Source organism: Saccharicrinis carchari (genome assembly GCF_900182605.1).
In the GTDB taxonomy this organism is placed as follows: Bacteria; Bacteroidota; Bacteroidia; order Bacteroidales; family Marinilabiliaceae; genus Saccharicrinis; species Saccharicrinis carchari.
Map to the genome: position 1 here is coordinate 1 of NZ_FXTB01000002.1, position 24,347 is coordinate 24,347.

Consider the following 24,347-nt stretch of genomic DNA (forward strand, 5'->3'; position numbering starts at 1 on the left):
ATTCCGAACAGAGAAGTTAAGCCCGTTAGCGCCGATGGTACTGCAGAAATGTGGGAGAGTAGGTCGCCGCCCATCTTTAAAAAGAGCAATCGAAAACTCATTTCGGTTGCTCTTTTTTTGTTTATACCCCTCCAATAATCGTCCATGACGCACCATATAGAAAAAATGGGATCGATTTGGGTATGCGGAAAAATCAATCCAGCCTCTGAAATCCGGATGACTTATAGTGCAAATTATCTAATATCCTCTTAAAATAAATATTAGTAAACTTGTTAATGCCATAATGGCTTATAAAGCTTTCAAAAGTGCCAATATGACACTCAAAAGCCGTGTATACCCGACTTTGAGTCTTAAAGTTTTGTGTGGTACAGGCTTTGATAAAGTGAGTGAAACAATTAGTAAATAATTATAAAATTTAAATTGGAGGATTTCATTATGACACTAGTAAAAAGAACAAACAGCAATATTGAGTCATTGGTAAACAATTTAATGGGCGGTGATTTTTTTATGAATCAGCATGGGATGTATTCAGGACAAAAATCGATTCCAGCCGTTAATATTATTGAAAATGATGATCAATATTTAATTGAACTGGCTGCCGCAGGATTAAAAAAGGAAGATTTTAACATCGAGTTGAATAATGGCAGATTGACCATTTCGGCCGAAGGTAAAGAAGCTGAGGATAAAGTGACTTACAGGCAAAGAGAGTTTAATTATGCTGGTTTTACCAGAACATTTGGGGTACCTAAACAAAAAGTGGATGATGCCGCTATTGGCGCGTCCTACGAAAATGGGGTATTGCGTGTTAATCTGCCCAAAAGGGAAGAAGTAAAACCAAAACCTGTACGGAAGGTTGAAGTAGCTTAATAAAGCCTTTTCACCATTATTCAGTCATAATCTGGCAAAATAATGTAAAGGCTCATGAGCAAAATTCTCAATTCATTGTTGTATAAATACGGAAGTATTAGTTTGTTAAAAATTGGAGGAACGCTCGAAAGGGGCTTCCTCCTTTTTTATGGCAGATTGTTATTACAGTTAACCCAACTCCTAACCACTAACTCCTAGCACCTAATCCCTAACTCCTAACCCTAAAATACCCTTCTTTTTTTACGTTTGTATTTACTGTGGCTGCTACTGGATAGTGGATTTGCTGATTCGGAACAAGGCAATGCTGGTCTTTTGCCGCCTAGCCTTAGGTTTATTCTTTGGTTAAATTCAAAAACAAGTGATAATTCGTGTGCGCCTTGTGCATTCCATCCCAATCCTGAAACAGATACATCGTAGCTATAGCCAAAACGCAGAGGGCCGTATTTATACGATAAAAGTGCTACAATGGCATCCTGATTGACTCCTGTGCTGTTTTCTGTTGTGATAAAGGGAATGCCGCGGTACCAAATTCCTACTTCAATAGGATCGTTAAACCAATAAACACCCATGTCTAATTGTACATCTTTGGCCTGCTGCTGCAGCCTGTAACTTAACGAAAAGGACCGGTGAGAGGTTTTTTGTCGGCTTCTTTCATTCCATATGTTCATTCCACCAAATAAAACCGTTTTAAGAGGCATTCGCATCCGTTCGTTCATAAACGAATAATTGGGCTGAGCCAAGTGATCAATGGTGGCACCTATCCAATATTTAGAGCTGTAAAGAAATACGGAGGCGGCAAAATCGATGTATTCTGCTTTTTCGTTATTGAGTCTGCTCCATGAACCTGAGCCACCCATACCCGCCATTTCATCTCCAAATTCGAGTTTGCTAAAATCGATGGTTTTGTTTCCATAGGTAAATTGAATACCCGGAATAATCTGCCAATCATCATTCAGCATTAAATTGTAGCTGTATTGAAACGCCCCTTGTGTGGTAGTTAAACCCGCGCTCCCGGCCTTATCCTGATAAAGCATAAAACCCAAGCCGCTGTTGAGTGCACCAAAAAAATTATCGAAAGAGATGGCATAGGTTTCAAAAGCTTTGTTTATCCCGGGCCATTGGTTACGGTAATTCATTATCAATCTTCCGCCATCAGTAGCTCCGGCAAGCGAAGGGCTCATATAAAGAGGATTGGCATAAAATTGTGAAAAATGGGGATCCTGTGCCGATGCCTTGTTTAGCATGGCTGCCCCTATAAATAGAGCCAATAGGTAGGTGATTGTTCTATTCATGTGTTCACAATTGATTTTATTAGCCATATGGAACTCGCCAATAATAACACCCTCTGAATTTTAAGTATATCCATGGCTCGTTTCATCTATCTTATTAAAGTTACATCGCCAGTTAATACTTTTACTTGTCCGGTACTAAATCGGCAAGTCGCCTTCCAAATGTACACACCCTGTGTGCAAAGCTGATTTTTATAATAGCCGTTCCAACCTATTTTTATGTTGTCGCTTTCAAATAATAGTTGTCCCCAACGGCTAAAAATCTTCAACTGATATTCTTCAATACCCTCCTGAACAACAGGATGAAAAATGTAGTTGTTGGTATCTGTTCTGTCGTAGCGACCATCGCCTGGTCCTGTTGTGTTAGGGGTAAAGGCATTGGGAAAGGATATGTCGCCCCCCTCTTGTGCAGTAACCGCATTGCGCTGAACATATGTGTTGGTGCAGCCGAATTCGTTTTTGGCATCCAGGGTAATGCTGTAATCTCCTGCTTTTGTGTAATTGTGTTTTGGGTGCATTTCAATGGACCTTTGGCCATCACCAAAATCCCATGAAAAGCTATTGGCTCCCATCGATTTGTTACCAAAAGTAACCGTTTCGCCCGGAATGGTAACCACGTTAGGGAACACCTCAAAAAGGGCTGTGGGTTCGGGATATACGTTGATGATTAAATCATCTTTTATAGTTTGACCGCCTGGTCCTGTTACAGTTAGTTTAACAGTGTACTTACCTTTCGTGTAATAGGTGTGCGTAGGGTTGGGATCCGATGAACTGTTTCCATCGCCGAAATCCCATAAATAGTTTTCGGCATTTTTGGCAGTGCTGTAAAAATCAACCGTTAATGCCGGACAGCCTTCTGCCGACGGCCCGTATTCTACCTCAGGCAGATTGGCAATAATGAGAATTTGTTTTTTTAAGCTGTTTTCGCAGTGTTCCGAAAATGCTTTTAGCTCAATGCTGTAACTCCCGTAATCGGCATAGGTGTGTTGCTTGGGCTGTTTATCCTGCGCTGTGTTTGAATCCCCAAAATCCCAAAAGTACTGCCAGTTGCTGCCTGTGGTTTGGTTATCTATTTGTACGGTTGAGCGTGGCATTTGCTGTTGTTGTGGCGTAACGCTGAATTGTGGAGCAGGCGTTGCGTATACGGTAACCGTTGTATGTGCCGTATCGCTGCATCCGTAGGCCGATTGGGCAACCATTGCTATGTTATATTCTTTGTCGGTATCGGTATCGTTGGTAAAAATGTTAAGCCCCAGGTAGCCTGTAGATGAATTGCCGTCGCCATAGTCCCAAACAAAGCTGTTGGCACCTGCCGATTCGTTCCCAAAACTCATCTCTAATGGTGAGCATCCCTTGTCGCTTCCTGTTATTTTAGCTACTACCTTTGGTTTAACACTGGTAAACCCGTCCATTGAGTCCTTGCATCCAAAACTATTTTCGGTGATGAGTTGTATTTTAAAATCTTTAGGTACAAAGTCATCGTTAATGTAGGTATGTTCAACATTTTCGTTGCCAGGTGTTGAGGTGGAAGTGCCATCGCCAAACCGCCAAACTGAGTTAATGATATTTTGGGTAAAGTTGGTAAATTTAACTTGCTTAGGTGAGCAAACCGTAAAGTCGTTGGGTTCAAAATAGGTATTGGGTGAGGGTAGTGCTTTCACGGTAACGCTTGCTGTATCGGAGCAGCCGTATACTGATGAAGCTATCATTTTTATTTCGTAATCTTGTTCGACATCGGTGTTATTCTCAAAAATATTTTTACCCAACATTCCTGCCGATGTGTTTCCGTCACCATAATCCCAGAGGTAAGTGTTGGCACCTGTTGTGTTATTGCCAAAGTGCGCTTCAAAAGGTGCACAATCCGTTGTTGCACCACTTATGGAAGCATTAACTGCCGGATTAACTATGGTAAAGCCATCTATCGAATCTTTACAGCCAAAGCTATTTTCGGTAACAAGTCTGACTCTGAAATTACGCGGGGTAAAGGTGTTGTTGATATAATTGTGATTTACATTTTGGTTGCCGGGAGTGCTTATTGTGCTGCCATCACCAAATTCCCAGTATGATTGAACAGCATCGGTTGAACTGTTGGTGAATAGTACCTCTTTAGGAGCACACACGTTGGTGTTATCCGGTTGAAACTTTGCTGTTGGCGAAGGCAGTACTGTAATGTTTGTTTCAGTGGTGTCCAGGCAGCCATAAAATGTGGTGGTGTAAAGGGTTACCTTGTGTTTTTGTTTAAGTTTTGTATTGTTTTCAAAAAGCTTTGCGTTAATGCCGGCACCCGGTATTTTGTGTCCATCACCAAAATCCCATTCATATTTAAATGCGCCCGGATCAGCGGTGAATGTTGTGTTTAATGGGGAGCATCCGCTGTCGGGGCTTGCCGTTAAGTTAAACTGTTGATTGGGGTAAACCGAAACAAAAAGCCTTGATGTGTCGGTACAACTGTATGTGTTAGTAGTAACTAATTGTACTTGGTACGATTGGGTGTAGGTTTCGATATTGGTAAATGTGTGCAAGGCGTCCGTGCCGGCTTCTTGTGGCGAGGAGTCACCAAATGTCCACGCGTAACTATCACCGCCCTGCGACTTATTGGTGAACTTGGTAATTAAAGGACTGCAACCCGTTTTTTTATCGGCATCAAAATAAGAAATAGGTCTAGGTGCCACCTTAACGCTATGCTTAAGGGTGTCGGCACAGCCATTTGTTGTAGTGGCTATCATGCTTATTTCGTAATCAACAGCATGGGGTGTTTTGTTTGTAAATATTTGTTGAGGATTTTCGAGATTCGAAATTACCCCATTGCCAAAATCCCAATAATAGCTGTCGGCATCTACCGATGTGTTTTGAAAATCAATCTGCATGGGTGTACAAGCCAAGGCTGGGGGGGGTGTTATTTGCGCTGTGGGTACGGTAAAGAAATTAACCTCCAGGGTGTCTCCTGCAATGCAATGGCCATTATCTTCTACCCAGGCAAATTTATATTTGCCACTTGTGTTAACGCTTACCTGAGTTTTTTCTTTACTACTGTCTGAAAATAATGCATTGCCCGGCCCTTCGGTCTTTACCCATTTACCGCTACCAATATGCTTGTTGGCAATTAGCTGAAGCGAAAGTCCGCATGTGTCCTTGTTGGGCATCACGCTTGGCGTGGGCATCTCCACAAAGGTCAGGTTTACGTCCATTGAGTCGATGCATCCCAGGTTATTCTCAGTCCACCGAAGGAAGTAGGTGCCGTAGGTATCGGCAACCACGTTGGGAGCAGGTATGGTAAACGACTCCAAGGCCAGACTGCCGGGGCCGCTAATAACTTTCCAGGTACCGTTGCCTATGCTGGCATTGGCTGCCAGTATTGTTTTTAAACCGCATTCAGTAATGTCGGTTCCCGCATCGGCAACAGGTTGCGCATAAACGGTAATGGTAATTGTTTCCGTCCCTTCACATCCGTACGAATCCCTAACCGTGTAGTCGAAGGTAAATACACCTGTTTCGTCGGCTGTAAAATCGGGTGTTTGTATATCTGTGGCGGATAGTTTATCGGTTCGTGCCCCGGTCCATTGGTGAAAAACAAAGGATTCGGAACCTCCGGAAGGATTTGGGTTTAGTGTTACTGCTGTACCCAAACAGGTTTCAATGTTTTTATGGGCAAAGGATATGTTAACTTCTGCAACATCCAATTCAATGGTATCTTTACCCCAACAACCATTTTTATCGGTAACCTGATAAATGAGATTGTATTTGCCTACTGTTGAGGCTTGAAATTCAGGAGCTTGAATAGAGGTGTTGTTTAGGGGCCCGGTTTGTCCCGTCCAACTATGGGTATACGGCGCTTCTCCGTCGCTGGGGTTACCATCTAAATCCATAACTACACCGGGGCAAAAATTGGTCAGGCCGCTGGGAGTAATATCGGCTTTGGGCGATTCTTTTACAATAATAACAACCGATTTTGAATCGGAGCATCCATTACCATCGGTAATGGAATAAGTGATGGTGTGTGTTCCGGGACCTGCTAGTGCGGGGTCAAACATGGAACTTGCAGGATCGCTTATGCCCGGCCCCGACCATGTTCCACCACCATCAACAGCTATCAATAAAAATGGTGGCTCTGATTCGCATACATTGGCTACGGGATCTATTGTTGCATCGGGCAAGGCTACGATTATTGCCATAGCGGTAACTGTTTCCGGCGGATAGTCGCCGTCCGCTGCGTTGGCAGGTGGCCCCGGAATGCTTGGGTCGTCGTAGGGGTTACACACGTTCCAGTTGCGCAGGGTCACCTCAAAAAATGCACCTACCGGATGATGATTGGGGATGTAAATATCTAAAGAGGTATTATGGGGAGCAACAGGGCTTTCCACAGGGCCAGGCACATGATTAATATTACCGGCAAAAGGATAAACCCTAACTAAACCATCCACTTCGGCATCGAAAATGTCTGTTCCGCCGGTTCCATATATCCACTGAACCCAGCGATTCAGATCATTAATCACATCGTTTTCGTACGTGGGGGTGCAGTTCCATTGGCTGTTGTCGGTAAAATTGAATAGTGCATCGTTGCCCACGCAAATGGGATATACTGCTGGGTCGATTTCAAGCCAGCCACCGTTTTTATCATCGGTGTCCCAAACGGTTACAATTTGAAATTGCGTAGAGCTGGTGCATACCACCCCATTAACAACTAAGTTTACCCGTGGTTGGTAGTTGCACTTGCTACCTGTATTTGGATATTCATGTTTGTGCGTTGCCGTCCATTCTCTTGTTACTGCATTGGTTAGCACGGCATCAACAATTTCAACGGGGTTTCCGTCGTCCCAATCATACTGAATTTGAACTGATGCCCCATTGTTATTCACCCCTCTATAAATAACCTCCCAATCTACGTTAACCGGGGCACATAGTCCATCGGGTTGTATGTCGTTCGCATTGGACACATAAGAACAGTCTTGTGCCAAGCTGATATTACCAATCAGCGAGAACAAGAAAGTAAAAATGGCCAGGCGAATGGTTGTGTTGTGTTGATTGATCACCTTGGTTGATTTAAATGTTGTGTTGCGTTCTTTAACGAAAGTTTTTGAAAATAGTTTTGATTAAGGTCTACTTTCTTTTGACAAATAATGATAAAATGGCCTTTAGTGTTGTGTAAGCCCCTGTTGTACTTAATAAATGGGTGAGTGAATTACATTATTTGGTTGAAGTGTTTTGTAAGTTTTTAATGGGGAACGTAAGGTTAAAAATTGGAAATTCTATGATTGTAGCATACTAAAAGTGCTTTACTGCTTGCCGGCCAAGGCTTCATTGATTGAAATGTGATTTATGGCATTCTTGAGTTGTATGTTAGTTTGTATTTTGTGAGAATAGTCATTTTTTTCGACGGTAAATAAATAGACTTTTACATTAAGCGGCAACAAATGGCTTGCTGTCTTTAGAGAGGAATCAGAGGGTGATGTTGGATACTAAATAGGGATAAACATGACAAATATGATTAACAAAGCGATAGCCACGGTGATTCCGTATTGCCCTAAAAAGTTTATCTGGGTATTCTCAAAAAAATATATTGCCGGAGTATCTGTTCAGGATGCCATTAAAGTGTCGCAAAGCCTAAACGAACAAGGTGTTTGTGTTACCGTGGATTTATTGGGTGAGTTTATTACAAATATTCGGCAGGCTGACGAGCATCTCGAAGAATATCTGCAGATTATTGCGTCCTTTGAAAAAGCCCAAATCAAAGGGAATTACTCACTCAAGCCTACCAGCTTTGGTTTATTGATTGATCCGGAAAAATGTTACCAAAATATCCGCGGTATCGTTGCGCTGGCAAGTAAGCATAAAAATTTTGTACGCATCGATATGGAAGATGCCCAAAGGGTGGATCAGGAACTGTTACTGTACCTTAGGTTAAAGCGTGCGTTCCCTAATAATGTTGGCTTGGTATTACAGGCCTATTTAAAACGGACCCAAGCGGATTTGGAAGAGTTGCTAAAGGAACACACCCCCGATTCTCCCTTAAACTTTAGATTGTGCAAAGGCATTTACAACGAATCGGCAGACATAGCCTTCAAGGATGGGGAAAAAATAAATCGGAATTACCTGAAGCTCCTGGAGCGAATGCTTTGCGAAGGCGTTTATGTGGGCATAGCTACGCACGACCAGGCATTGATAAAGGGTGCGTACGAGTTGATTGATAAATACAATGTGCCCAAAGATATGTATGAATTTCAAATGCTGTACGGGGTAACACCCAAACTACGCAGTAGTATTGTGGCCGACGGCCATAAAATGAGGGTCTATGTGCCTTACGGTGAGGACTGGTTCGGCTATTCTACCCGGCGACTCAAAGAGAACCCCAAAATGGCACAACACATCATCAAATCAATATTTGTGAAGGGATAGCTCGTTTATACAGTAACGAAAAGCTTATAAGCAGTTTATTGTCTTTCCACCGGCGTATCCATCCTTTGGCCTGTGTTTGCCGGTGGCGAGTAAGCAACTTTACCAACAACCAGATTTCTACTACCGATAGGGGTTGTGATAAATCATATTTAATTTTCAGCTCCCCGGCATACTCTAATGGCTTAGTTCGGATTGTTTGTAGCCTCCGCGGTTGATGTAACGGACATGGTGGTACCATTTATACCAGTAGTTTGATAAAGTATCGGTTGGGTAGGTTTTTTCTGGGGTTGTCCCGTTTCTCTCTGTTCTTGTTGGCGTTTTTTATTACGCTGCAGATAGCGGAGGTGGGTAATTCCGTAGGATATGGCCAACAATATCAAGAAAAGCCAGTTGAGTTTTACGATGATTTTATGCGGGACGTAATAAACTATAAAAAAGGAGGCGATAAAAGCAATGCCCGCGAACATTACGCCCCAACCCAATATGATGGCTCCTCCCGCCAACATCTGATTTTTCCCTGCGCCAATTAGTATAGGCACATAAACGCCTACGATAAAAAACAGGACGAACATTAACAGGTAAAAAGCGATGCTGGCGGGCTTGAGTAGTTTTTTCATATACTCTAATAATTTACAAGTTTTTAAGCCACTTTTTCAGTGGAGCTATTAATATTATTCTCTCTTGGATCAAGACATATATAATCTCGACTATATGGTGTTTTGTTTTTCACAACACTATATATTGTCCTGAGCAATTTGTTTGCTACGTTGTTCATGATTAAAAAATGTGGCTTCCCTTCCATCTTTTTTCTCTCGTAATATAAACGGTATTCTTTGTTGTGCTTTACTGCTGACTTGGCCCCCATATAGAGTAAGGACTTTAGTTCTTTGTCTGCAAACGGGCTTGTTTTAGACTTCCCGACCATCTTTCCGGATGCGTTGGGGAAAGGGCATACACCCGCAAAAGAGGCCGCTTTTTTAGCCGTGCCTATGGTTTCAAAGTTACCCGTCCTTATAAGCAAATTCGTGGTTATTACAGGCCCTACGCCCTTGACCGTGATTGCCAGTTCGTAATTCTCTTTGAGTTCATTTTTTGCCATTATTACTGCCTCTATTTCAGTTTCTACTTCCTTTATCTGGTCATCCAGGTTATGCAATACCTTTTGAAGATGTTTGTTTACACTTACGCTTTGCATTGGTAAAATAGAACGCCCATGGTTACCTGTCCTTAATCCCTTGCGGGTCTTTACTAATTGAGAACGCAATGTGTAAAGTGATTTCAGCTCTACAATTTCTTCTGTGTCATACTCCTTGAACACTAATTTGTCAAAGAACCTTTCTCCATACTCCCGGACCCTTCCTGCATCTACAGGATCGCTCTTTCCCTTTGTTATCCCCAAGCTATGCTTTATTGTATAGCCCGGAACCAGGGCTATATGTAGATTTAACTGGTTACACAGGTAAACCAATAAGTCTCCGTAAGCACCTGTATGTTCCGCACACAAAACATCTCCTTCAGGAACACTTTCTAAGAAATTGGATATAGAACCCAATTTGTTTTTTACCAACCAGTGAGTCTCTTTACCGTTTGCGTCAATAAAATTTACATCAAACTTTTCCATTGACAAATCAATTCCATATACTTGCATAAACATCTAGTTTTATGCTCCGTATTGAGTGGCTAACATCGTGATAGTGGGTTCTGCCCTAAATACTCTCTGGCTTTAACTCAATGACCTGCTGTCCTTAATATGAAACTTAGATTTTATCTATCTCATTATTTAAGTTAGCGCAGCAGGTGGAGCTTTTTTACCAAGTTAAAAAATTACGTTTAATTCTTTATTTTCATTGCGTATTTAAGTCAACTACAAACTAACGATCTCATTATAAATATTTGTTCTTATTGGTATTCGATGGAACTCGCCAATAATGACCTCCCCTGTGCTTACGCTAAAGCTTCAGCGACACGCGTGTGTGTGACGAATTCGCATGGTTCGTTTCATATGATTATGGTTATTCTTTGTTATGCTTTCGTCCTTCTTTCATATCTTCATTGATTATGCTACTAATTTAATCTTGTTTATATTTTCAAGGTTATGTCTTTGACTCCAAAGGATGTATTGTGCACCTTTGTTGTCTAGTGCTGATAGATATTCGTCACTTACTTCTCTGTCAATGTCATTTATTACAGCTAACCCAATTATAGCTTTCTGGGTTTGTTGCTCTCGCACTTTTTTAATATCCTCCCAAGTAAACAAGAAGTGAGGTAGATTCATTTTATTTACTGAGTTGAATGACTTAATCACGATTTCGGTATTTCTATAGGCTATTTGAAAATCAAAAGTAAATTCAAGTCCTGTACTGCCTTTGGAAATAAAATAAGGTGTATAAATCAGTTCCTGCTCATCCAAATATGATTTTACGTCTTCCCTAAAGACTGAGGCTACAGTATGTCTTGCCAAATAATACATATCTGCTGTTTCCAAAATAGCAGATATTAGATGTAGTTTTTTTTGAGGGAAATCTCTCTCTGTAGCTTCGGTTATTAATTCTTCATTATTTACCCGAACACCATAGTTGATAAGAATTCGGTCAAGTATTTCTTTTCTTTTGGGAGAGCGTGAAATTTCTAGGCCACTTAATTCCAAGTCTCTAAACGTATTGCCATCATCCGATAGAATAATCCGGTTACCTTCTTTTTTAGCATAGATGTCAACTGTATCGTTAAACAAACCAACAAAAGGTGTACTAATTTCTATCCAATCAGACGAATTACTGGTTGTTACTAAAGTTTTTTCCTTTAGAAAAGAGTAATAATCGTCCATTAATGTATTTATCCAATTCATATTAATCTCATTTGATGGTTAAAGGTGACAATTGTTTTAAGGGTGATTTTTTGAAAAAATGCCTTAAGAATTGGTATGTAATCTTCCCTACCATTAAGTTCTTTTACCGCAAAGTCGTCCACCTCCAAAGGTACCGCCCAAGCTAAGGGTTTGTAACCATTTACTACATAATGTATATGACCTGCATAATCATCTAACCATTGCCCTGCAAAAGGTCTGAACGTTTCAGGCACGGTTTCAGTTATTTCAATCGGGTTAAAGTGACGCCCGTTAAAATCAACTCTTAACAAACCATTTTGAGTGCTATTGTCTTGATGATGAAGACTAATCTTTAACGATTTTTTTTCACTTTCTTTAATGTTAATCAATAAATTTTGGTCTAAATCGTCAGGTGCTGAAAGTGTCAAGCGAATACTCATAGGATGCTGAATATTAATCATAAAGGTGTTTTTTTTTTCACCATTCAGAACAATATATTTGTCAAGTCCAATAAGATATTCAGCTAGTTCAACCGTCATTTTATATTATTTATAATTTTAGATTTCAAATGTACTAATTTTTCAATTATTTAAATTGGCGTGTCGTCATTTAAGGTCAGACATAATGTTTTGGCTATGCCCAGTATGGAATTTCAAAGCTTTTGCATTTCATTTTATTACTAATGTTTATTATTTGTATTTACTTTCAAATTAAATACTAAAACGCTTAATAGGCTTAACTGCATTTAAATAAATATTCTTGCCTGTATTGGAAATTAATAATGTGTGTAAAAGATAAGTATTTTAAGGTGAAACCTCCAATAAAACTTGACAATCATCCTTTTCTTATCGTAACTTGTATATATATTTAATTGTCTGATTTTTAATCTTCTAAACCCTACCGTCATGAAAAAGATTCTTGCATTTTCAATTGTTTTCTTCGGTTTTTTTGTTTTGGGCAGCGCCCAGCTACCGGAGAGGGTCTCTCCCGGACTTACCTTCGAGGTAAGGGGGCAATCGATTGCTGTTATTGATACCATCCTTTATTTTCCCGGTCATACCGGGGATTGGGACTCTGAACTCTGGCGTTCCGACGGAACAGAAGCGGGAACCTACGAGGTGCTGGATCTGAATCCTTCGGGGCGTGCCTATCCACACAATTTTGTGGTTATTAACGATAGGTTGTTCTTCATGGCCGACAGCATGAGTGTGAAGGAGCAGCTTTTTATAAGCGATGGCACGGAAGCAGGCACCGAATGGATTGCCGACGTGGATGACGCTGGCATGGAGTTGCACCACATGCTCACGGCCTCGGGCGATCTGCTGTATTACCGGACCTATCGGCCCGGAATATACACGGAACTATGGGCTTCGGATGGTACTTCTGCCGGCACTGGCGTGGTGATAAATATATGTGAGGAAGGATCCTCCTTTCCCCATGAACTGACCGATTTTAACGGCACCCTTATTTTTGCAACCGTAAGTTGTGGTTTCACCTGGAGGGGCCTCAATCGTACCGATGGGACGGCTGCCAATACGTTAAAGATCAGTGATGGATATGCGGCGGGATTAAAGACTTTTGGGGATACCCTCTATTTCAGAGCCACTTTTGAAGATTACGGAAGTGAGTTGGCCAGGTCAACAGGCATCCCGGGAAGTGTTGAAATGATCCAGGACATCAACCCGGGTGCCGGGGGCTCCGACCTCTATCATCTCACCCAGGTGGGCACAAAGATCTTTTTCAGGGCTTCCCATGTAGATTATGGTGCCGAACTTTTTGTTTACAACCAAAACACCGGCGTGGTAAATCTGGTGAAAGACATTTGGCCGGGCAGCAGCGGTTCTTCTTTTCCCGACGCCTTGATCAGCTATCAGGGGAAACTGATTTTCCAGGCACACGACGGCGTCTATGGCCAGGAGCTCTGGATTTCCGATGGCACCGAAGAGGGCACTAAAATGCTAAAAAACATCAATGTGGAACCTGGGGGTATTCCTTATGGGCACTCTTATCCCAGAAGATTTTACGAGGCGGCAGGTCTCCTTTTCTTCTCGGCCGATGATGGAATAAACGGCACAGAACTCTGGCAAACCGATGGCACCGAAGAGGGCACGGTGATGGTACATAACATCGGGTATAAGTACAACAGTTCATATCCGGGTGGATTTACGGAAATCAACGGGTATCTTTACTTTCATGCCCATTACAACTACAATTCCAGGCTGTATAAACTAAAACTACCCGACATTCCAGTCTCGGTTAAACAAGAGCCAACGGAAACCCCGGCGTTCGAAATATATCCTAATCCGGCAGCGGAAGAATTGACCGTTAAAAGCCAACTAAACCAAAGTTTCAGGTATCGGATAACAGATATTAGGGGCAAAGAAGTCATGAACGGGTTCAACAAGGAAAGCCGGGAATACAAGATCGATATCTCGGACCTGAATCCCGGCATTTACTTTATCACATTAGAAAACGGTATCTCTCGGATGACGAATAAGTTTGTGAAAAAATAATATTAATTACAATCCACATCTTGTGCATCTTCGTTCCAACAATGCCACAGGGCATCGCCATAATGAACTTCATCTTTAACGGTGCCTGTTTTGTTGTTGCGGTTCCATTTAATAAAGGTCTGCTTTTCCGATAAAGAGATGGTGTAAAAAGCGTCGTAATCCGCATCATTGGTTATTCCGTAGGTAATGTAGCTGCCATTCTCTTTATCGCCGGGCTTAACTATCTTGTAGCTAATGTCCGAAACGTCCTGTTCCCAATTCTTGTTCCATTCTATGTTCAGCCATGCCACATTGTTGGCCGGGCTCTCGTACATGGTCCAATCGGCGTGGGTACGGTCGTAGCGTACAGTGCCCTCGAACCATTTAAAGTCTTCATACGAACCGGCTTTGCTGATGAACATTTCGGCCGTGAACTCCGCATTGGATATCCTTGTGGCCACCAGCCTTGCCGAATAAGCATCGGCTCCCTCGGTAACGGTATAGGCCCATTGCCAGGTATTGTCGCCAAGGTATTGGGGCGTATGATTAAAGGATTCTAAGTAAACGGCAACGGGGATCACCATCGGTACGGTCACCATAACATTCCAAAAGGAAACGGAGACATAGGAATACAACGCATTCCCATAGGTATAACCCGCTTTTAATGTTTCATTGTCCGACGGCTCATCGATAAATTGGCCAAAGTCCATCATAAGGGATTCTACCGGGGGAAGCTCGGGCATGTTACCGGGTTCGTCATTCTTGGTGCACGAGGTGCTTAGCAGTACAAGCAATAATGCGCTTGCCAATACAGAAAATAGTGTGTTTGCTTTCATCTTAAATAAATTTGTTGTGTTTGATTCTTTCAGAACGTTGGTTTATACGCTTTATTGCAAATACGTATCTGTAAAAGTATTGTTACGTGCGCAGGCTACCCAACTAAAATTTTATTTCTTTGGTAGTAAGCTCACCCTGCCTCACCTCTACCGTAAATGTTTGGGCAGCTTTGGTTTTATGTTCACCAAGAGGAGCTGCTTTAACCTCATAGATGCCCGGGTTCAATAAAAACTTTGCACCTTTGGTGTACGTGCGGGAGCTGGCAACTCTCGTACCTGTGCTTGTTTCTTTTACGGTAACAACAGCGTCGATGTTTTCATTGCCTGCTTTGGTGTAAATTTGAAAATTGCCCGTTTTAAAATCATACGATACAGGGGTGGATTGTCCTGCTATAATGGTAAGGTCTTTTATTTGGGTTTTTGTTTCGGTGCCATTCATGGCCAATGCCTGTACCGTAATTTTATAAATGCCTGGATTTACTTCTACTTCTTTGGGGGTTTGATAAGTGCGAACGTAGGCAGCCATTTTGTTGTTCGCATCGAAGAGTTTTACGATGCAGTCCCAGTTTTTTCCGTTGTTGGTAGTGGTAATGCCCAATATCCCGCCATCGAACGAAATAGTTTGGTGTACCATTTTATCCTCAAAGCTTTCGATGTTGGGGATGGTAATCATATCCACATCACTGCCTCCCAAAGGTCTTACCTCAAAATTATATTTGCTCGGGGGTAGATAAAAGTAAGCTGTATCGCCATATGTACGAACGCTGATAGGTCGTCGCTTTGCAACAATGTCGTATGCTTTGATCCAGGCGTCGATGGGTATCCCGTTTTTAATGGCATACACCGAAACATTGCCTTCGGGTTTGTCAATGGTTATTGCAGTGGCCTGTTGTAAAACATCGGACAGGCCATCGGCGTCTGACGCATCATAGTAATAGCCGTTGCCGGCTTGTGCGGCGCATTGCAGCTGCCCGGTTTCTCCTGATTTTAACCCAAAACCGATGATATGGATTTTAAAGTCGATCCCTTCTTCTTTGGCCGCTTTTATTACATTGCAGATGTTGCCGTCGCACGATTCTATGCCGTCTGTGATCAGGATGACGGTAGCGCTAAGTTTTGTTTGGCGCAATTTATCTATCACCTGCGATGCCGAATAGGCCAAGGGCGTCTTACCCAATGGTTTGATGCCTTTAATGGATGTTATCACCTCCGCTTTGCTTCCGCTTTCCGCATCCACCAAAAATTCCACGTCTGCACAGTCGCCTTCTTTGCGGTGACCGTAAGCCACTAATCCAATTTTTTGATTGTCGGGGAGCTTGCTTATGGCGGTAGTCAACACCTCTGTCGCAATTTCCATTTTGGTTTGTCCCTGCATCTGTCCCCACATTGAGCCGCTGGCATCGTAAATAAAAATGATTGGCGAAGGGGTAATGTTATTTTGTGCATTAGCTTCCAAAGTAATACAAAAACAGAGGATTAGAGAGAGTGATGTTTTCATGGCTTTGTTTTTTATATCGTATTTCCGGCCTGCCTGAGAAAGGGGCAAAGCCATTCCATCCGGCACCGGCCAGGCAGGCTTCCACCTTAGCGTGGAGCTCAAAAGCGGGCATGATGGTTTGAAGTAAAAAATATCGGCTCCCAAAGCAGTAGGAATACATCTATAACGTATTAGATAGGTTGCCATTAAGAACAAATTGCTATAGGAACCTTTTTATATTCAAATTGTCTCTGCCCAAAAAACCATCTGGCTCGCAGGCGTTTAAATTAAAAATGGATATAGCTTTTGTTTCTATAGGGATGCGTACTTAAAAATAACAGGGAAAGCTAAATATAGTTCGGCATGCGGAGTGCTTTGTAGTATAAAAGTCAAGTATGTTTTTATGTACAATCATGCAGTAGAGGTTTGAGGTAGAATTTATTAGTGGATTATTTATTTTGGGTCAAAGTGCTAAAGGCTAAACAAGGCATCGGTGGGGTCGTGTAGCAGGGCGTACCTCAAATCCGAAGCAAAACGTCCCCCGGATAAAGGGGAGGGGATAGGTTGATTTAATAGATAAGCGACATGCTTGGGCAGCATTCATGCTGGCAAAGACTGTCATGCAGAATTTTAGATTTATTCCTGCGGGAAAAATCTGGATACTCACGTAGCCCATAGAAATATGGGATGAGATAAAAAACAGAGAGCCTGAGCTTTATATGAATTTAAGCTGTATAGCTTGCCGGGATGTTATCAGCTCTATTATACCAATTTTGCATAAACTGCACGCTTGGCTAAAACGGTTTGCGTTATACCTCTTGACAACATAAACAGCAGCATGGACATCCATAGGGCGTGTACGCCCATATAGTGGTAAAAGAAATAGTAGGGCACAAAGAAAAACAGAATGGAGGAGACGAGCATGGTGTTACGCATAGCCTTTGATGCGGTGGCGCCAATGTAAATGCCGTCCCATATGTAGGATGCGAAACTGGCGATGGGGATAAAGATCAACCAGGGCATATACTTTTCTGCTTCGTCGATCACGCTTTGGTTATTGGTGAATACATTTAACATCCAATTTCCACCAAAATAATAAGCCAGGGTAAAGGAAAGGCCAAAAAATACACCCCAGTAGAATAATTTTTTTGAAGCTTCAATTAATTTTGTTTTGTTGGATGCGCCAAAATGCTTGCCCACAATTGCTTCGGCGGCATAGGCAAAACCGTCTAAGAAATACGAGAACAGGAAAAGAAACTGTAGTAAAACACTATTGGCTGCCAGTGCTACATCGCCATATTCTGCCGATTCAGAAGTAAAAAAGGTAAAAACCGCTACTACGCACCATATACGCACGGATATGTCTCCGCTAATATTTAAAAAGCTTTTTAGTTCGGCGACAACAAAAATAGCTTTCACCTTAAAGTAGTTGAGAACTGCACGGTACTTCTTGAGGAATAGCCCCGCAGCCAACAGCAAACCGGTGTATTGAGCAATCACTGAACCAAAGGCCACACCCCGTTCTTCCATACCAAACTCCCGAACCAGTATAAAGCTGCAAGCTATATTAATTAAGTTTATGGTTACGGCAATTAGCATGGGGTATAAAGCATTTTGCATGCCTAAAAACCAGCCGTTTATTACCATAAGTGCTATGGCGGCGGGGGCAGCCCAAATCCTTACATAATAATAGCTCCTGGCCAATTCCGTTACTTCGGGCGATCCGCCCAATAGCGCAAAGCCCAGTTTTTCGATAGCTCCTTGAAACAGCAGTAACAACAAACTACCCAAAACGGCTATAGCCATACCTCGGAACAGTACCATGGCCATTTCGTTATTATTTTTCCTTCCATAGGCTTGAGCTGCTATTCCACTTAAGCTCATGCGCAAAAAACCAAAACCCCAATACACAAAATTAAAAATTACACCACCCAATGTCACGGCACCTAAAAAAAGCTCCGAATCCAGATAGCCCATCAAGTGCAAATCTACCATGCTGAGTAAGGGGACAGTAATATTGGTTAAAATATTAGGGATGGATAATTTAAGGATGTCTTTGTGCACCGTTATCAGTTTTTTTGATGAGGAAAAGGTAGTTAGAATAGTTTAAATCTTGTATCTCAAAAATTATACGATAGGTTCCGAATAGGCTATGTGAACTATGTTTTGAGAGGCGAAGTTAATAATTTAAAAATTCTTTAAACAATTTTTGTGTGGCAGCGTTATAATGATGATTTCAATGATAAAGAAATAAAGATGATAAAGTCGCCTATAGGCTTTTTCATTGTAAAATATTGTATAACATTTAATCAAGCAAAAATTATGTCATTTAAACTGCCCGAATTAAATTATGCGTACAACGCACTTGAGCCAAATATTGATGCCCGCACAATGGAGATTCACCATACAAAGCATCATGCGGGATATACTAATAATTTAAATGCGGCCATCGAGGGCACGGCACTGGCCGGAAAATCAATAGAAGATATTTTATCAGGAGTTTCCAATCATTCGGCTGCGGTGCGAAACAATGGAGGTGGTTTTTATAACCACGATTTGTTTTGGAAAGTGATGTCGCCCAATGGAGGAGGGTTACCCAGTGGTAAATTATTGCAAGCCATTGAAAAGAATTTCGGTTCTTTTGACGCATTTAAAGAACAATTCTCAAAAGCTGCCGCCACCCGATTCGGATCAGGTTGGGCATGGTTAGTTAAAAAACAAGATGGTAGTTTGGTTGTTAGTTCAACACCAAACCAGGATAACCCCTTAATGGATGTTGCCGAAGTAAAAGGAACACCAATTTTAGGTTTGGATGTTTGGGAACATGCCTACTATTTAAAATACCAGAATCTACGTCCCGACTATATTAGTGCTTTTTATAACGTTATTAATTGGGATGAGGTTGCAAAACGATTAGGTTAGTTTGTTTATTTTGTCTGGGTAATGTGGGGTGTCTGTTTTAACAGGCACCCCATTTTTTTTGTACTGTTTAATAAACAATGGTATTTGCGCTTAGCTACCGAAAAATACAGAGCTTACAAATTATAATTTTGATGTATGATGCTATTCTCTATGTTTACATATGGATTATCAGTAGGCTAATGCGGCACGAATGTTTAGCTTTGTGCAAAAACTTAGAGGGACATATTAATGAACAAAGAAATAAAGAAGCACATCAAAAAAACATTATCTGCACTTCCTATACCGGTATCTTTTAAAAAGATTAGGTCAATGGCCAACAGAGACTTGTTGGTGCTTAATTACCATAGTATTATGGGTGTGGACTCCGATCCGTTGATTAATAAAAACATATATCGTACGGAGAAAGAGCTGGAGCAGGATATACTATTTTTAAAAAATGAGTATCACTTTGTTAGTTTGTCCGATATTACTGAGCACAAATTAAACGGTAAAAAATTACCTCCTCACTCTGTATTTCTTACATTTGACGATGGCTTGGCCGTGAACTACCGTAAGATTAGACCTATTCTTTTGAAACATAATATTCCTGCTGCATTTTTTATAAACCCCTTTTTTGTTGATAATAAAGATCTTCATTATCAAAGGAAGAAAAATCTTATTGCGTGCACAGTTTTGCCCGATGAGGTGGATCGTGAAAGAGGATTGTGGATATCATTGTTTAAAAAGTACGGAATCAATGCAGATAACTTTCATGATGCACTGAGTGCGGTGGGGTACAATAATTCGAATATCTTAGATGAGTTGGCCAGTTTGTTTAATGTTAATATAGAGCAATATTTGAACGAGCATCAGGTGTATTTGACAAGCCAGCAAATTGAGCAAATGATAAGTGAAGGTTTTTGGTTTGGGGGGCACAGTATGGATCACCCCAAATACGATGACATTACGCTGCAGGAACAGATAAATCAAACAATGCATAGTGTTGACTGGGTCAAAAATCGTTTTGGATTGCGGTATTCTATTTTTGCATTTCCCTCGCGCGACCATAAAGTGTCGATGCAGTTATTTGAGGAGATAAAACCTAAAACCGAACTTACTTTTGGAGTGATAGGTATGGGACATGATATTATCCAAAGCCATGTTCAACGTATCGGAGTAGAGTCATCCGGTGTGCCCATACGTGTGGCTTTAAAACTCGAGTATCTAAAATATGTTGTTCATAGCTACCTAGGGCGTAAGGTGTATATTAGATCAGGTGAAGTTAAACATAGATATATAACTACACTAAATGTCCGTAGAGCATAAAAAACAATTAATTGACAATACACTTTGGGTGTATGCGGGTAAAATTATTACGCAGATATTGGGTTTGTTTGCTACCGTATTGGTAATTCGTAAATTACCGGTAGAGGTTTACGGAACATACACCTTTATATTTGGTTTGTTTGTTGTTTATCAGCTTTTTATAACCAGTCCGCTTAAAAATGTATTGCTCAGATATGTGCCCGAACTCACTCAGGGAGGCCACTTTAATGTGGTGCGAAAGCTGTTGCTGTACGCTTTATCTCTGGCCTCGGCGATGGTGCTGCTTTTCTCGTTTTTTTTATGGGTGTTTCAGGACAGTTTTTCGGCATTTTTTAATATAGATAGTTTTGATACGCATATAAAAGCATTTTTTGTTTTTGTACTGTGCTATGCGCTTAAGGTGCTTTCCGAAACCATTATCTCTTCATTCCTGAAACATCCGTTAAGTGCTAAAGCCAATGTTTTGGTGGTGCTGTTTCGGGCTTCTGCTTATTTAATAATGCTGGATAAGATAACGGTAAATATGCTGCTTTACATCGAAGCGATCGCTTCCCTGGTTTTTGTGGCTTTTGTTTTAACGGGTATTTATCAGCAGCTTAGCAAAGCCAATAATCCCGATAACCATACCAATGTTTTAACAATAAAAGGTAGGGTGTCGCGGTTTTATCTTTTATCTTTTTTCTCAGAGTTAGGTTATGGCATTATTGGCAAAACCAGCGATCACTATATTATAGCAGCCATGTCGTCGCCGTTTTATGTGGGATTATATGCTTTTGCCTTAAAAGTTTTTGAAATATTTTATAAGATTTTGCCTTTTAGAGAATTCGAATCTGTGCTAAAACCTATATTTTTTAAACGTTTTTCGTACTCCGGCAGCCATAAGGAAATAAATGACTTTTATATGTTTGCGGTTAAGGTTTTATTGCCTTTGTTTATGTTTCCGGTTTTGTATTTCCTCCTATTTGGCAAAGGGGTTATCATTCACGTATTCGAAGAGAAATATTTGCCAGCCTATTGGGTTACTTGTGTTTCGTTGGTGGGCATATTAATCAACGGATATTTTTATCCCCTCAACCTGGTAATTCAACTAAAAGAGCGGGTGGAGATAAATCTGTATTCCAGAGTAATTGTTGTATTTAGTATTGTGGCTGGTATTTATTTTATGAAACTATATGGAATAGTGGGTGTGGCTATGGCCACTGTTTTAGGAGAGTTCTTTAAAAATGTGTTTATGCTTATCATGTTGCGTAGGTACGTGCCCATTAAATATCCGCTTGCGATAATATCTCGATATGGTGCTTTATTTTTGTTGATGGGCGCTTTGTGTCTGCCTTTTTACACTTATTTGCAAACATTGGGCGGTTGGTTGCTCGGTAGTGTGGCGTTTGGCATTTTATACGCCTTGGTACTTATAAATATTCATCCGCTCAACAAGGAAGAGGCGGGAAGGCTTGAAGGGCTTGTAACTTCGTCAAGCAAGCTTCGTAAAGTATATGAGAAAATTGAACCATTTTTCAACAAGTGCAAAGTGTTGTCCAAATGATTAAGTATTATTTAAAACTTTTGGCCTTTCGTCTTTCGCCATTTTTGGTTGCCTTAGGTATAAACAAGCTAGTTTGGTTGTTTACCGGTGCGCGCGGGCACATACTCATGTTTCACAGAGTTGTTCCCAAGGATCAAAGAAAAAGAATACACAATCATTTGAGCCTTGAAATCACCCCCGAAAAATTGCGTGAGATCATAAGCTTTTTTATTAAACACAATTATGATGTTATTTCTTTAGATCAAATCGAAAAGTATCGTCAGAGCAATAAGAAATTTGTAGTCTTTAGTTTCGACGATGGATATAAAGATAATTTGCTTTTTGCCTATCCGATATTTAAAGAGTTCGGTTGCCCCTTTACTATTTTTGTACAAAATTCTTTCCCTAACGGAGATGCCTTTATTTGGTGGTATTTGTTAGAGGATTTTTTGTTGCAGCAGGATAATATCTCCATAAAAACCGAAAAGTTCACCTTAGAAGTATCCGTGGATTCAATCAAAAAAAAGGAGGCCGTATTTTATAAAATAAGGGATGCTATTAACAATGGTAGTTTACCACTTGATAAGTTTCGCGAAATATTGACAAAAAAGGGGGTGGACTGGAAGGCTCAGCTAAAAGGCTATAGTTTAACCTGGGAAGAAATTATAAGCCTGTCAAATGATCCGCTTGTTACAATTGGAGCGCATACCGTATCGCATAGGGCCTTAAAAAGTCTTTCTGAAGAACAGGCCTATGCCGAAATATTAAAGTCCCGGGATGAATTGGAACTCAGATTGCAAAAAAAAGTTCGTCATTTTGCTTATCCGTTCGGTAGCAGAAAGGAAGTGTCGGCAAGAGACGTCATGCTGGTTAGCCAACTTGGTTTTGATACTGCAGTAACAACAATTCTGGGTAATATTAATAAATATCAGGAAACGACACAGTTGCCTCGAATCACCATAAATGCCCTTACCTCGTTAAGTGTTCTAAAGATGCAAGTTTCGGGTTTGTATTCGTTGTTCGACAATGGTTTTAGAGGATATAAGGTATAGATCAATTAGTTTTAACAATATGATAGAAAAGGCAGCAGGTAAAAAATCAATTGCCGTTATCGGGCTTAAGGGACTACCCGCTTTTGGGGGCGCTGCTACGGTAGGGCAAAACCTGATTGCCGGTATGTACAGTTCGTTTAAATTTACCGTATTATCAGTTGCTTCGCATGCCGAGTCCAGATTCGAGATGGGTGATGTAGAACAGATTGTTTTTAAATCTTTTCCGATAAAAAAATTAAACATCCTTATCTACTACATTAAATCGTGCCTGCATGTGTTGTTTAGCGCAAAATATGATCTGATACATTTGCACCATACCGATGGCGCCTTTATTTTGCCGTTTTTGCGATTGAAGTATAAGGTGGTACTTACTTCCCATGCCCGGCCGCAAGAAAATACGAAATGGGGGTGGTGGGTGAAATTATTTTTTAGAGTTAACGAAAATATAGCTATCCGTTTTTCTAATGTATTTGCGGTTGTGGCTATGCCTTTGCAGCAAAAATATAACTCTTTGTATAAAAAGGACATCCTATATATCCCCAATGGTATTGATTTAGACTTACTTCCGGTATTGGATACCGTAGAGGGCAATACAAAAGATGCAATTGTATTTGCTGCAGGGCGCATTATTCCTGTAAAAGGTTTACATATCTTGTTGCGTGCACTTAAAAACATTGATTTTAAGGGACAATTAATTGTGGTGGGTAATTTGGATCAGCTGCCAGCTTATAAAAAACAAATTATGGCATTGGCAAATGGTTTAAATGTGGAGTTTGTTGGGATGATTAAAGAAAAGGTTAAATTGCTTTCCTTAGTGAAGGAATGCAGGCTTTTTGTGTTCCCATCTCTTACTGAGGCCATGTCGATTATGCTATTTGAAGCGGCCATGGTTAAAATACCCATTATTTGTAGCGATATTGCGGCTAATACCGCCGTGTTTAATACGGATGAGGTGGTTTTTTTTAAATCAGATGATGAATTGGATCTATCTGCCAAAATAAAAGAATTTTTACTGCATAATTCGGATGGTGCAATAATGCCAAATAAAGCTTTCGATAAGTTGGCAAATAACTACACATGGACCAAAATAGCGCCAAAATACAGGCAAATATATGAACAATTGATTCGGTAGATCGATTCATTGCGTAATGTCGTCCGCACATAAAATATTAAGATATAAAGGTGCAAATAGCGATTTATGGGTAAAAAACTAACCGCATGGCTAAAAAACAGTGCCATTAATCAAATACAATAAAAGAACATTTTATTTTTAGTTAGTTTTGTTTAGGTTTTGTTTAGATTTGAATATGGATTGATAGAGCAATCTTCAATATCCGGTTGCTTACTTCCTGCGCTTGTGCTTATACA

General features: G+C 40.8%; 17 protein-coding genes and 1 rRNA gene. 9 read left to right on the top strand and 9 right to left on the bottom strand.

The features are described from left to right. Positions 1 to 75, top strand: a 5S ribosomal RNA gene (rrf, locus tag FN809_RS18250); the annotation flags it as partial. Between the two features lie 360 nt (positions 76 to 435). Next, positions 436 to 867, top strand: coding sequence for an Hsp20/alpha crystallin family protein (locus FN809_RS04630; protein ID WP_142532331.1), 432 nt, complete (start codon positions 436 to 438; stop codon positions 865 to 867). A gap of 221 nt (positions 868 to 1,088) precedes the next feature. Here FN809_RS04630 and FN809_RS04635 read toward each other — a convergent pair whose 3' ends face one another. Beyond that, positions 1,089 to 2,159 (bottom strand): PorP/SprF family type IX secretion system membrane protein, encoded by a 1,071-nt coding sequence (locus tag FN809_RS04635; RefSeq protein ID WP_142532332.1) that lies wholly within the window; start codon positions 2,157 to 2,159, stop codon positions 1,089 to 1,091. Between the two features lie 86 nt (positions 2,160 to 2,245). Further along, a complete protein-coding gene (locus FN809_RS18125; protein WP_142532333.1) occupies positions 2,246 to 7,186 on the bottom strand; it encodes a PKD domain-containing protein in 4,941 nt (1,646 codons plus the stop codon). 442 nt (positions 7,187 to 7,628) lie between these two features. On the opposite strand from FN809_RS18125, the gene FN809_RS04645 reads away from it, so the two are divergent. Further along, positions 7,629 to 8,549: a proline dehydrogenase family protein gene (locus FN809_RS04645; protein ID WP_246095462.1), complete on the top strand. Its 921-nt coding sequence runs from the start codon at positions 7,629 to 7,631 to the stop codon at positions 8,547 to 8,549. A 182-nt stretch (positions 8,550 to 8,731) separates the two neighbouring features. Here the strand turns inward: FN809_RS04645 and FN809_RS04650 are convergent, their stop codons facing one another. From FN809_RS04650 to FN809_RS04665, 4 genes are all read right to left on the bottom strand, one after another. Next, positions 8,732 to 9,166, bottom strand: coding sequence for a DUF6077 domain-containing protein (locus FN809_RS04650; RefSeq protein ID WP_142532334.1), 435 nt, complete (start codon positions 9,164 to 9,166; stop codon positions 8,732 to 8,734). Between the two features lie 23 nt (positions 9,167 to 9,189). Next, positions 9,190 to 10,197, bottom strand: a complete 1,008-nt coding sequence (locus FN809_RS04655) for an IS110 family RNA-guided transposase (RefSeq protein WP_185957449.1) — start codon at positions 10,195 to 10,197, stop codon at positions 9,190 to 9,192. A gap of 408 nt (positions 10,198 to 10,605) precedes the next feature. Further along, the gene (locus FN809_RS04660; RefSeq protein WP_142532336.1) at positions 10,606 to 11,394 is read right to left on the bottom strand and encodes a DUF1828 domain-containing protein; all 789 of its coding nucleotides are present in this window, start codon (positions 11,392 to 11,394) and stop codon (positions 10,606 to 10,608) included. Further along, complete coding sequence (locus FN809_RS04665; RefSeq protein ID WP_142532337.1) at positions 11,391 to 11,912, bottom strand: DUF6978 family protein; 522 nt, start codon at positions 11,910 to 11,912, stop codon at positions 11,391 to 11,393. Before FN809_RS04665 ends, FN809_RS04660 begins: the two co-directional genes overlap by 4 nt. 366 nt (positions 11,913 to 12,278) lie before the next feature. Between FN809_RS04665 and FN809_RS04670 the strand changes: the two genes are divergently transcribed. Beyond that, positions 12,279 to 13,886: an ELWxxDGT repeat protein gene (locus tag FN809_RS04670; RefSeq protein WP_142532338.1), complete on the top strand. Its 1,608-nt coding sequence runs from the start codon at positions 12,279 to 12,281 to the stop codon at positions 13,884 to 13,886. Positions 13,887 to 13,888: 2 nt separating this feature from the next. Here the strand turns inward: FN809_RS04670 and FN809_RS04675 are convergent, their stop codons facing one another. From FN809_RS04675 to FN809_RS04685, 3 genes are all read right to left on the bottom strand, one after another. Then, positions 13,889 to 14,701: a hypothetical protein gene (locus tag FN809_RS04675; protein WP_142532339.1), complete on the bottom strand. Its 813-nt coding sequence runs from the start codon at positions 14,699 to 14,701 to the stop codon at positions 13,889 to 13,891. A 103-nt stretch (positions 14,702 to 14,804) separates the two neighbouring features. Then, positions 14,805 to 16,385: a vWA domain-containing protein gene (locus FN809_RS04680; protein ID WP_142532340.1), complete on the bottom strand. Its 1,581-nt coding sequence runs from the start codon at positions 16,383 to 16,385 to the stop codon at positions 14,805 to 14,807. 555 nt (positions 16,386 to 16,940) lie between these two features. Beyond that, positions 16,941 to 18,242, bottom strand: a complete 1,302-nt coding sequence (locus FN809_RS04685; protein ID WP_142532341.1) for an MATE family efflux transporter — start codon at positions 18,240 to 18,242, stop codon at positions 16,941 to 16,943. Between the two features lie 258 nt (positions 18,243 to 18,500). On the opposite strand from FN809_RS04685, the gene FN809_RS04690 reads away from it, so the two are divergent. From FN809_RS04690 to FN809_RS04710, 5 genes are all read left to right on the top strand, one after another. Then, a complete protein-coding gene (locus FN809_RS04690; RefSeq protein WP_221929364.1) occupies positions 18,501 to 19,100 on the top strand; it encodes a superoxide dismutase in 600 nt (199 codons plus the stop codon). Positions 19,101 to 19,409: 309 nt separating this feature from the next. Continuing rightward, complete coding sequence (locus FN809_RS04695) at positions 19,410 to 20,405, top strand: polysaccharide deacetylase family protein (protein ID WP_185957450.1); 996 nt, start codon at positions 19,410 to 19,412, stop codon at positions 20,403 to 20,405. Continuing rightward, entirely contained in the window at positions 20,389 to 21,948 is a 1,560-nt protein-coding gene (locus FN809_RS04700) for a lipopolysaccharide biosynthesis protein (RefSeq protein WP_142532343.1), read from the top strand. Before FN809_RS04695 ends, FN809_RS04700 begins: the two co-directional genes overlap by 17 nt. Then, complete coding sequence (locus tag FN809_RS04705; RefSeq protein WP_142532344.1) at positions 21,945 to 22,979, top strand: polysaccharide deacetylase family protein; 1,035 nt, start codon at positions 21,945 to 21,947, stop codon at positions 22,977 to 22,979. The genes FN809_RS04700 and FN809_RS04705 overlap by 4 nt, the downstream gene beginning before the upstream one ends. A gap of 19 nt (positions 22,980 to 22,998) precedes the next feature. Then, entirely contained in the window at positions 22,999 to 24,111 is a 1,113-nt protein-coding gene (locus FN809_RS04710) for a glycosyltransferase family 4 protein (RefSeq protein WP_185957451.1), read from the top strand. The last annotated feature ends 236 nt before the right edge of the window (positions 24,112 to 24,347 follow it).